Origin of the sequence: Endozoicomonas sp. SESOKO1 (genome assembly GCF_024606265.1) — a bacterium.
GTDB lineage: Bacteria > Pseudomonadota > Gammaproteobacteria > Pseudomonadales > Endozoicomonadaceae > Endozoicomonas.
The window spans coordinates 1-10406 of record NZ_JAHHPP010000089.1; the positions used below are offsets into that span (position 1 = coordinate 1).

Consider the following 10406-nt stretch of genomic DNA (forward strand, 5'->3'; position numbering starts at 1 on the left):
GTGTATCCCGGAGGCTGGAAACCACGGTCAGCAAACTGGCCAGGTCAGCACTGGTTTCTGTGATCTTGACGCCACCGACCACGTTCAGGAACACATCCTGGTCACTGGTAAAAATGCCACCGTGCCGGGTAAGAATAGCCAGCAGCATGGCCAGGCGGTTCTGTTCCACACCAACGGTTACACGACGAGGGTTTCCCAGTTGCGATTCCACCACCAGGCCCTGTATCTCCACCAGCAGAGGTCGGGTACCTTCCCACAGGACAGAAATAATGCTGCCCGAAGTCGCCTCCTGGGTTCGAGAGAGGAAAATAGCCGACGGGTTTTTCACTTCCTTCATGCCGGTTTCAGTCATGGCGAAAATACCCAGCTCGTTCACCTGGCCAAAACGGTTTTTGGTGGCCCGCATCATCCGGAAGCGGGAATCATCGGTATTGCCCAGCATGATCTGGGTATCAATGATATGGGACAGGGTCATTGGACCAGCCAGGGAGTTGTCTTTGGTGACGTGGCCAACAATCAGCAATACCGTGCCGCTCTGTTTGGCATAACGGGTCAGGAAAGCGGCGGATTCTTTGACCTGGCCAACACCACCAGGCACGGAGTCCACTCCGTTCATGTACATCACCTGGATAGAGTCGATGACAATAATGCCGGGCTTTTCCTGCTCTGCTACCGCGACGATATTTTCTGCGGAGGTTTCCGCCAGCATTTTCAGGTTACTGGTGGGCAACCCTAACCGCTGGGCACGGGCAGCAATCTGCTGCAATGACTCTTCACCAGAGACATACAGGGCATTCATGGACTGGGCAACATGGCAGAGCACCTGCAGCAGGATGGTACTTTTACCGGCCCCCGGGTGACCACCAATCAGCACCGCGCTGCCTTTGACAAAACCGCCACCGAGCACCCGGTCAAACTCCGTCATACCACTGGAGAAGCGGGGGGCTTCTTCAACATCCACTTCGCTGAGAGTTTTCAGCTCGCAGAGCGCACCGGCAAAGCCGGCCTTGTTACTGGCGGCAATGGATGGCGAGGCGGCCGGTCCGAGGTTGACTTCTTTATAGGTGTTCCAGGCTTTACAGTCCGGACACTGTCCCTGCCACTTGGCGGCTTCACTGCCACATTCAGTACAGACGTATGCTTTTCGGGATTTTGCTTTTGCCATGTAGAGTCTTTGCGTAAAGTCTTTGCGTAAATGAACTCAGTCTAACTGCTCAGTGTGACCCATAACAAACATTCTGTTTTGAGCCACAAATGCCCATGGTGCGTGAAAATATTTTGCGCCACCCTCAGAGATAAAAAATGGTTACGCAAAATATTTTTCACGCCAAAGGAGGCCTTCTATTGTTGGTTTATCGCAACCCGGACAAGTACGGGAAAAATCCTTGTGGTTCCCTTCTTTTTTTCAGTTACTACCAAATGCAACAAAGTCAGACTAAATTAACGCTGATGAAACTTTGTACTGAAGGTGATTCAAATTTTATAGAGCTGTGCGTTTTTATTATGCATAAATCAAACTCTTCACTCCCCACTTTCTTGAGGTATGCACCCATGTCAGATTATGGTTGTCAGCGCATACGCCAAAGACACAGGCACTCACCATGAATACGAATAAAATCGGCATTATCGGCACTGGCTTTGTTGGTATGGCTGCCGCCTACTCCCTGTTTCAGCAGAAGCTCGCCAATGAAATTGTTCTTGTGGATAAAAATCTCGACAGAGCCTATGGGGAAGCACTTGACCTGATGCACGGCCAGCCACTGGTCGGGCGCTGCGAGGTCACCTCCGGTGACTTTTCCAGCCTGAAAGGCGCGGGCATCATCGTCATCTGCGCCGGTGCCAGCCAGTCCGGCCCGGATGAAAGCCGACTGCAACTGCTGCAGCGAAACATCAACGTATTTGAAATGATTGCCAGAGAGCTTGACCAGTACGCACCGGAAGCCATGTTACTGGTTGCCAGCAACCCGGTGGATATTCTCACCCATGCCATGCAAAGACTGAGCCATCGTCCTGACAACCTGGTGATTGGCACCGGAACCCTGCTGGATACATCCCGCTTTCGAACCCTGCTTGCCAGCTACTATGATGTCTCACCCCAGTCCATTCACGCGTATATTCTTGGGGAACACGGTGACTCTGAAGTACCCGTCTGGAGTTCAGCTGCCATTGCCGGGCTTGCCATCAGAGGCAATACGATTAATGGTCGTGAATACGATCAGGAAGCCCTGACGGGCGTGGTCACCAGGGTCAGAAAAGCCGCTTACGAGATCATTGCCAACAAGGGCTACACCAACTGGGCTATTGGTCTGGTTATTGCCTACATCATTCGCATGGTACGCAATAATCAGCGAAGTGTTCTTCCGGTCACTGTTCGGCTGAATGGCGAATACGGCATCAGCGATATCTGCCTGAGCCTGCCAACCGTTATTGGCAGTGAAGGAGTGGAGAGTATTATTGCCCCAAAACTGGATGAAGAGGAACTGGCGGGTATTCAACATTCAGCAGGCACCCTTAAGGACTCTATGAACCAGCTGGTATAAATTATTTTCTCAACAGCTGTAAACCATAACGATCACGAAGAGCGCAGGCGAAGGTTTTCCTTTGTGCTTTTCGTGATTGCCAAAAGCCCTGCCGGATGTTTCAGGCTATTCGTTCATATCGAAAATGAAGACCCGCAGCCACAGGTAGACTTGGCATTGGGGTTTTTAACCAGAAAACGGGAACCTTCCAGCCCTTCCTCATAGTCAATCTCAGCGCCCACCAGATACTGGTAACTCAGGGAATCAACCACAACCGGTGCGCCATCTTTGATAATCAAGGTATCATCATCAGCAAGGTCACTGTCAAACGTGAAGCCGTACTGAAAACCGGAACAACCGCCACCGGTAACATAGACCCGGAGCCTTTGATTTTCTTCGGTTTCATCTGCCAGCAATTCACTCACCCTGCGGGCAGCAGCTTCCGTAACACTGATTGGCTCGGGTATCACTGTTTCAACTACGCTCATTGACCCTCCCGTGCCGCCGCCCTGGCTCATGGCTATCATTCACTGATAGCCTGTCAAGGCTGCGACCCGTCATTTACTCATCAGTCGGCTATTATCCGAGTAACCAACTATTACCGTCAACTATCCGCTGCGTCGATCACTTCACCCGCGGACACCTCTTCGGCAGAACGCTCCAGCAGCGGCTGGGGGCCCACAGGCACACCGTTGGGGTGATGCTCAAGGCTGCCATTTACCTGGGAACCTTTGGTCATCTCTATAACGCTGTAAAACACATTACCGTTAATCACTGCCCTGGAAGCAAGCTCCAGATGTTCTTCAGCAAACACATTGCCACGAACATGGCCATCGACGACCACACGCTGGACACGAACATCTCCTTCCACACTACCACTATGGGCAATGGTCAAAAGACCCTGATCTGCTGAAACATTGCCCTTCACACGCCCTTCGATATGCACAGCGCCGGAAAAGTGAATATCACCGGAAATAATGGTTTCTGACGATATGAGCGTCGTACTGCCCTGGTTACTGGCAACGTTACCCGCTGTCTTGCTCTTGCCGAACATCCGCTAACAGCTCCTTATCCCATTGATAAATTTCTTCAAAAGTCTGTCTGATGCCACTGGTGATCTGCACCATAACCTTGACTTCCTCCGGCTGAAAACCTTCCGGTACAGTGAAATCAAGATACTCTTTGTCACTCGGCAGGGCCTGAAAGTAACGGAATCCCAAACGGGGTATCATCTGATCCGATGCTATCAGCTCCTGCAGCGGTATGGTCTGTTCATTGCCGTCTTTCTCGCCAATCAGTAATACTGATAGCGTTCCCTTCAGAAACGGGTTACTTCTCGCCACCTGGGAAATAACCAGCCGAAGACGGTAATGGCCGGGTTCTTCCTCCTTGAGCAAACTGAAGCCTGCTACCCGAACTCCGGTGGACATGTCTTCCGGAGCCAGAATGCTTTTGAAAAAGGTCAGCTCTTTGTGCAGCTGCTCTTTTTCTTCCTCCAGCTGTTTCACCAGCAAGCGGACATGATTGACCGCTTCACGATCGATTTTGCTGGCAGTTTCCAGAATTCCCAGCCGCTGCCTGAACTCTTTATTCTCTTCCTCCAACACGCTGGCCTTGCTCTGCAGGCTGACATTCTGCTGCCGAACCTGTTCCAGATTCCGGGCTGCATGGCTACCACCATACCAATAGGCAAAACCACCCAGCAAAGCAATAAAAACCAATAGAAAAATTCGAATTAAGTGATCTCGTTTCGGGTCATGATGTACAACCCTGAGTTTTTTACTATCGGGATGCAAAGCCATCCACCTTATTCCTGACCATGGCTCATGGCCCTGTTAATCAATGAGCCGATGAGCCTGCAACCTTATGCCAACAGGGCCTGATCAAGCCACGGCCTAAAGACCAGTGGCTTGATTAAAAGGATGGACCCTATCCCGAATAACTTAACTGCGGGACTATACACAAACACAAGCCCAAAAAACATAACAAACAAACCGGTTTGGCACAGGAAAAAGCCAGCGGTATGATGGGGTTATTCCGTTCACCAACACAGCCTGCTATTACTTCATGCTCGATAAATGGACAGCCCCACTCATACAGTCACCGCTGAGAACAGTTGCGTTGCAATTGCAACATCATGGCATCAAGCCGGATCAGGTAACCATCACCGGCTTTCTGTTTGGCATGATGGCAGTCCCTTTACTGGCCTTTGAGTTCTACTCACTGGCGCTGGTGCTGATTATTGGTAACCGGCTGCTGGATGGCCTTGATGGGGCACTGGCAAGACTGGCCAGCCCCTCAGACGCCGGCGGATTTCTGGACATAACCCTGGATTTTATTTTCTATTCAGCCATTGTTATGGGGTTTGCCCTGGCATCACCGGCAGAGAATGCGCTGGCTGCATGCGTCCTGATTTTCTCATTTATGGGCACCGGAGCCAGCTTTCTTGCCTATGCCATCATGGCTGGGAAACATCAGCTGTCAGACCCGCACTTCAAGCATAAATCCCTGTATTACCTGGGTGGCCTGGCAGAGGGAACAGAAACCATCCTGCTATTTGTCCTGTTCTGCCTGCTGCCCGGTTATTTTCCGCAACTGGCCCTGGGGTTTGCCGCCATCTGCATGTTGACAACGGTTCTCAGAGTCTGGTCTGGTTATCACAGTATTGATCAGGCAGAGAAAGCAAAAGATTCATTGAAACTCTCAGCACAGAAAACAGTCTGATGTTTTATTCCACTTTTTATTCCACTTTAAATGCAAATCATCATGACTATTTTCAGGCGGCTCATCTTGGTACTGGTTCTGCTCGCTTTGGCAACTGTGGGCAACACTGCCCCGCAACGCTTCATACCTGGCAATTTATCGTCGGCAGCTTACTGGCCTAAACCTAAAAAAGAAGTGACATTCACCCCCCGGAAGCTACGACTGGTTGACTATGATCCGGAGTCCGGAAACTACCTGTTCCGGGGCAATATGCCCATTATCAACGGTCAGTTTGCCTTTAAAGAGATTATTGACACCATGAACCTGAGATGTACAGAGCAACTTGAGACAACACTTCCCGAGGACATCTTTGTTCTTGATATTTCGTTGATCAGCAAGCTCGCTGAAAGTCATCTACTGAAACTCGAGCAGGCGTTTACCCAAACCAACCCGGATCTGGTACATCTGATCCACTACCCGGTTTATGGCGCGGTTTCCAATCCTGATTATTATCCAGGGTCAGTTCTCCAGATCATGCTCAACCTGCCCTTTATCGGTGATGTATACAGCCTTGTAGACAAGCTCAGAAACCTGCTCAATCAGCAGCAAAGCAGGCCTGTAGCCATCTTTGTTCACTGTCAGGCTGGCAGTGACCGGACAGGCATGGTCATTGGCGCCTACCAGATGCAGTTCCTGGGCAAAAGCTACCTTGAGGTGATTGAGGAAGCCGAGGAGATTGCAGGACGACCGGTTAAGTCCCTGCAAAAAAGAGGACTGAAATGGATCGCCTATTACCTGAGGGATAGTAAAGGGATTCAAAGTGTCGGCACCATCTATTGAATGAAGCGCCCGTTAACACAACTTAAAAAAACACCTGAAAAAACCAGGTGCCAGATCCTGCTGCACATTCCTTTAGTCCTGTAAGCATTCTCTCCACTATTTATTAGCGCATACCCGCCATAACTGTTCGGTCACTATCGTTTATTGTTTTAACATTGGTGTTTTTTGGCGCACCCGTTACATAGTAAAATAATGCGTTTTCAACCAGGCAAGATAGATCCAACAATGGCAATAAAACAATGGCAATAAACTGGTATCCCGGCCATATGCATAAGGCCAAAAAAGAGATCCGTGAAGTGATACCAAAGATGGATCTTATCATTGAGGTGCTGGACGCCCGGCTCCCCTTCAGCAGTGAGAACCCGATGGTTTCCTCCCTGCGTAAGGACACCCCCTGCATCAAGATTTTGAACAAAAGTGACCTGGCGGACCCGGCGGTGACGCAGCAGTGGGTAGACCATATCAACCGCACTTCCGGCATGAAGGCCATTGCCGTCAATCTGCAGCAGCCGGACAAAATTCGCAGCATTCTGGCTATGGCTCCCGCCATGGTTCCTGAACGAAACCTGGAGGTCAGCCAGCTGAAGGCCATCATCCTTGGTATCCCCAATGTGGGCAAGTCCACCACCATCAATATTCTGGCCAGCCGCACGGTTGCCAGAACCGGTAATGAGCCGGCTGTCACCAAACAGCAGCAGAGAATCAAACTGCCCAATAATATTGTCTTGCTGGATACCCCTGGCTTCCTCTGGCCCAAGCTGGAGCCGGAGGATTGCGGCTATCGTCTGGCCATCAGCGGTGCCATCAAAAACACGGTGATTGAGTTTGAAGACGTTGCCATGTATCTGGCCGAGTTCATGATGCTGCATTACCCGGAAGCGCTCCTTCAGCGTTACCAGCTAAAGGAAATCCCGCAAACCGGAATCGAGCTGTTTGATATGATCGGCCAGCGTCGGGGCTGTATGCGCAGGGGTGGCATTGCCGATACCCATAAGGTTGCCGAGATTCTGATCAATGAGTTCCGGGATGGCCAGCTGGGTCGCATTACCCTGGAAACACCGGCAATGATTGAAGCCCAGCTGAAGGCCATGGAGGCAGCAAAAGTGGCAAGGACTAAAAAATAACCAGAATCTTTACCAGACACCAAACTCTGGATAATGTTAACCTCTCTCTATTTACACCATTGAACAGGATTACAGGAAAATAATACCGATGAAAAAGCTGTTATTGGTACTTATGTTTTCATTCCCGATGATGTCCTTTGCCAAAGCAACAGACAGTGCTCAAAATGCAAGCCGGTTTCAGGAAGGAACCCATTATGAAGTCTTAGGGCTTGCCCCTACTCCACAGCCAACCGTGACCAAGCTATTTTCCATTTATTGCGGAGGCTGCTACCAGTGGGAGAAAGGACCACTGATTCCCCTTAAAAGCTGGCTTGCTCAGCAGAACATTGAGTTCAGGCAGGTGCATATGGACTTTATGGGTGCCTATGGCAAACAGGCTAGCATGGCATTGGCCATGACCCTGGGCACACCGCACCATGACTCCGTCAAACAGGCGCTTTTCAATCGCCTTCATGTGGAGCGCAAGGGCGACTGGCGAAACGATAAAGACTTCTTCCTGACCCTGGAAGCGGCCGGACTGAAGCAGTCTGACTTTGAGGCGAACCAGAATAACCTGATGGTGATGAGGAAAGTACTGGACTGGAAACAATTTGGCGACTACGTTCATGCCGTTCCCAGCTTTATGGTGAATAACCGTTACCTGATCAACATGGGTAGCCTGAAGTCTTATGACGATCTGAACGCGCTGATCACCTATCTGACCAAACTTCCAGCAGAAGACACAAAATAAAACGGTGCTGATGGCTTTCCGGTCACCCAACCGGCAAGCCTGAGGTCACTTCTCATGAGGGATCCAACCATTGGCTGCTGAACAGAACTCCAATAGCCTCTTTCAACGTTTGCAAGACAACCCCCTGCAAACTATCCATGGCTGGCAAAATTTACGAGTCACCTGGCTCATTATGTTTGCCACTGCGCTCTTTCTGGAGCTTTGCGCCCTGGGATTTCAGTATATTCTGCATATGGATCCCTGTGAGCGTTGCGTCTATCAGCGGCTCGCCGTTCTGGTGTTGATGTTTGCCCCATTGGTTATCATCATTTCACCTACCCATCTGTTTTTCAGGATCACAGGCTACGGTCTCTGGATCGCTGGCGCACTCTATGGCTTGCAGGAAGCCATTGCGCAAACGGCAGACTACACCGGATTTAATCCGTTTACTTCCAGCTGCAGCTTCCGCCCGGTCTTCCCGTTCGACCTGCCTCTTTATGAATGGTGGCCCTCCCTGTTTATGCCCACCGGACTGTGTGGTGCCGATGACTGGACCCTGCTTACACTGAACATGGCAGAGTGGATGGTAGTGATTTTCTCAATTTATCTGCTGGCAGCAGCTACCTGCATTATCAGTTTTCTATACGCCACGCTCTTCAGGAAGCCATGATCGACCAGGCATCGGTTTAAAAAGTCGATGTTTTTCCTCCAGCCGGGTAACAATTCACTGTTTTTCACCTGGCTGTAAAATTCTGTGATACATACTTCCCCGGAATAATCGGACCGTTAGCATACGTTAACGGAGACCTTCCACCAGGTCCGGCTCACCTGTCATCGATAAAACCTCCTGTATCAGCTGCTGGCAGTGGGTGTGTCCTTCCTCGGTCGCCAGTTCCAGCGGGGTCTGGTCATCGTCACACAAGAGATTAATGTTTGCTCCGTGCTCCAGCAAGTATTTCAGAATCTCGGCATTGCCTACAAAGGCGGCAATATGGACTGGTGCCCAACCACTATTATCGGTGAAATTGATATTGGCCCCTTTTTCGTTCAGCAGCTGTACTGCTTCAATGCTGTTATTCAACACAGCCTTGTGCAGGGGCGTTTCATCGTTGTCATTGACTGCGTCGATCCGTGCCCCGTGGTTGATGAGGATATTCATGCATTTGATATTTCCTCTGGCGGCCGCGGTGTGCAGGAGCGTGTGACCAAATACCTCAGCCGTGTTGACATCAGCCTTGAAGTCGATCAGCAGTTCAAGGAATTCCGGGTTACCAAAAAAGGCGGCATCGAAGGCGGCCGTATGGCCTCCGGTGTTGCCGTTGTTTACATTGGCCCCATGGAAGAGCAATAACTGCAGGCACTCCATCTCTCCCATGAAAACAGCTCTTTGCACAGGTGCATGACCGCGATTAGTAAGGGCATCGATACTGGCCCCACCATCAATCAGTGACAACAAAGACTTGGCGTGCCCCTCCTCCACAGCGTTGTGCAGGGGGGTATACCCGAAATGGTCGGTTGCGTTCGGATTTGCTCCTGCTGCCAGCAGCAGCTCCAGGCATTTGGTGTGGCCACCAAAGGCGGCCAAATGCAGGGGAGTGGCAGCCTGACAATCCTCAATGCCATTGATATCGGCCTGATGACGGATCAGCAGATTCAGTATACGTCCATGGCCTTGTTTAGCGGCAAGGTGCAATAGGCTGGTATTGCAGTAATTGTCAGCGGAATAATATTGCTGCCGGGCTATTCCCGGCTCTCTCACCAATGTGGCCTGCAGGGTTTCCAAATCCCCGTTGCGACAGGCGATCAGGTCCGGGGATTCACAATAACGGGTGGCTGGGGGCAGCTTTTCCCCGGCCACCTGCACCAGTGGCAGTGCCTGCTCCGGACAGACAGCACAGGTTCGAAACTCAGGATAGGCCGATTGCCCGTCCAGGTGTCGGCTTATACAGTCCAGGTGAAAAGTATGGTACGCCGAACGGCACGCTGTCTTGACTATTGAGCGCCCGGCAAATGCCCCTTCCGCGCCACGGCTACTGTCGGAACCGGCTGATTTGGCACAGAGTAAACAGGCGTTGGCAGATGCATCGATACTGTTCATCATGGACTACACTCTCCTGAGTTATTCAACGGCAAGATTTAATAAACAATGCCAGCTTGAGTGGCCCTGGACAGAAGCAAAAAAGCGTGGAGGCCCCCCGTTATGTTTAATAATCAAACTGCAAGTGGGTTTATGGTTCGTCTGATCTACCGAACCCGGAGGTCTGAGGGCTGTTATCTGCGGAAACACCGGAACAGGAAGCCTCTTTATCTTCCTTTTCTGTCGTCATTCCCCACTCCGGGCCAGGCGAGACTTTTATTCGTGGACAAGCAGCCTGTTAAGGTCAGCCGTTTTAGTATAAAGCTGCCGTGCAATTGGACATTCAAATTCACAAATAGTTCACCTGACCAGTACATGCACTCCCCCTCAGCAACACTATAAAACCCACCTGCAGTTTGATTATTAAACATAAC

General features: G+C 50.8%; 12 protein-coding genes. 6 read left to right on the top strand and 6 right to left on the bottom strand.

Annotation, left to right across the window (positions count from 1 at the left end; all coding sequences use genetic code 11):
- Positions 1–1165 (bottom strand): DNA repair protein RadA (radA, locus tag KDK13_RS04750; RefSeq protein WP_257283792.1); only part of this gene is annotated, 1165 nt, incomplete at its 3' end.
- Between the two features lie 436 nt (positions 1166–1601).
- Between radA and KDK13_RS04755 the strand changes: the two genes are divergently transcribed.
- Positions 1602–2540, top strand: a complete 939-nt coding sequence (locus KDK13_RS04755; protein ID WP_257283793.1) for an L-lactate dehydrogenase — start codon at positions 1602–1604, stop codon at positions 2538–2540.
- A 113-nt stretch (positions 2541–2653) separates the two neighbouring features.
- Here the strand turns inward: KDK13_RS04755 and erpA are convergent, their stop codons facing one another.
- The 3 genes from erpA to KDK13_RS04770 form a co-directional block, all read right to left on the bottom strand.
- Positions 2654–3007, bottom strand: a complete 354-nt coding sequence (erpA, locus tag KDK13_RS04760; protein ID WP_257283794.1) for an iron-sulfur cluster insertion protein ErpA — start codon at positions 3005–3007, stop codon at positions 2654–2656.
- A 116-nt stretch (positions 3008–3123) separates the two neighbouring features.
- Positions 3124–3573 carry a polymer-forming cytoskeletal protein gene (locus KDK13_RS04765; RefSeq protein ID WP_257283796.1) on the bottom strand — a complete coding sequence of 150 codons (450 nt, stop codon included), beginning with the start codon at positions 3571–3573 and terminating at the stop codon, positions 3124–3126.
- Entirely contained in the window at positions 3545–4321 is a 777-nt protein-coding gene (locus tag KDK13_RS04770; RefSeq protein WP_257283797.1) for a DUF6776 family protein, read from the bottom strand. Before KDK13_RS04770 ends, KDK13_RS04765 begins: the two co-directional genes overlap by 29 nt.
- 265 nt (positions 4322–4586) lie before the next feature.
- On the opposite strand from KDK13_RS04770, the gene KDK13_RS04775 reads away from it, so the two are divergent.
- The 5 genes from KDK13_RS04775 (at position 4587) to KDK13_RS04795 (ending at position 8565) form a co-directional block, all read left to right on the top strand.
- Complete coding sequence (locus tag KDK13_RS04775; protein WP_257283798.1) at positions 4587–5243, top strand: CDP-alcohol phosphatidyltransferase family protein; 657 nt, start codon at positions 4587–4589, stop codon at positions 5241–5243.
- 66 nt (positions 5244–5309) lie between these two features.
- Positions 5310–6062: a tyrosine-protein phosphatase gene (locus tag KDK13_RS04780; protein WP_257283799.1), complete on the top strand. Its 753-nt coding sequence runs from the start codon at positions 5310–5312 to the stop codon at positions 6060–6062.
- 239 nt (positions 6063–6301) lie between these two features.
- A complete protein-coding gene (gene ylqF / locus KDK13_RS04785; protein WP_257283800.1) occupies positions 6302–7186 on the top strand; it encodes a ribosome biogenesis GTPase YlqF in 885 nt (294 codons plus the stop codon).
- A gap of 88 nt (positions 7187–7274) precedes the next feature.
- Entirely contained in the window at positions 7275–7916 is a 642-nt protein-coding gene (locus KDK13_RS04790; RefSeq protein WP_257283801.1) for a thioredoxin domain-containing protein, read from the top strand.
- A 70-nt stretch (positions 7917–7986) separates the two neighbouring features.
- Positions 7987–8565, top strand: a complete 579-nt coding sequence (locus KDK13_RS04795) for a disulfide bond formation protein B (RefSeq protein WP_257283802.1) — start codon at positions 7987–7989, stop codon at positions 8563–8565.
- Positions 8566–8691: 126 nt separating this feature from the next.
- Here KDK13_RS04795 and KDK13_RS04800 read toward each other — a convergent pair whose 3' ends face one another.
- Positions 8692–9996 (bottom strand): ankyrin repeat domain-containing protein, encoded by a 1305-nt coding sequence (locus tag KDK13_RS04800; RefSeq protein ID WP_257283803.1) that lies wholly within the window; start codon positions 9994–9996, stop codon positions 8692–8694.
- A gap of 203 nt (positions 9997–10199) precedes the next feature.
- The coding region (locus KDK13_RS04805; RefSeq protein WP_257283804.1) for a hypothetical protein at positions 10200–10406 on the bottom strand (207 nt) is incomplete at its 5' end.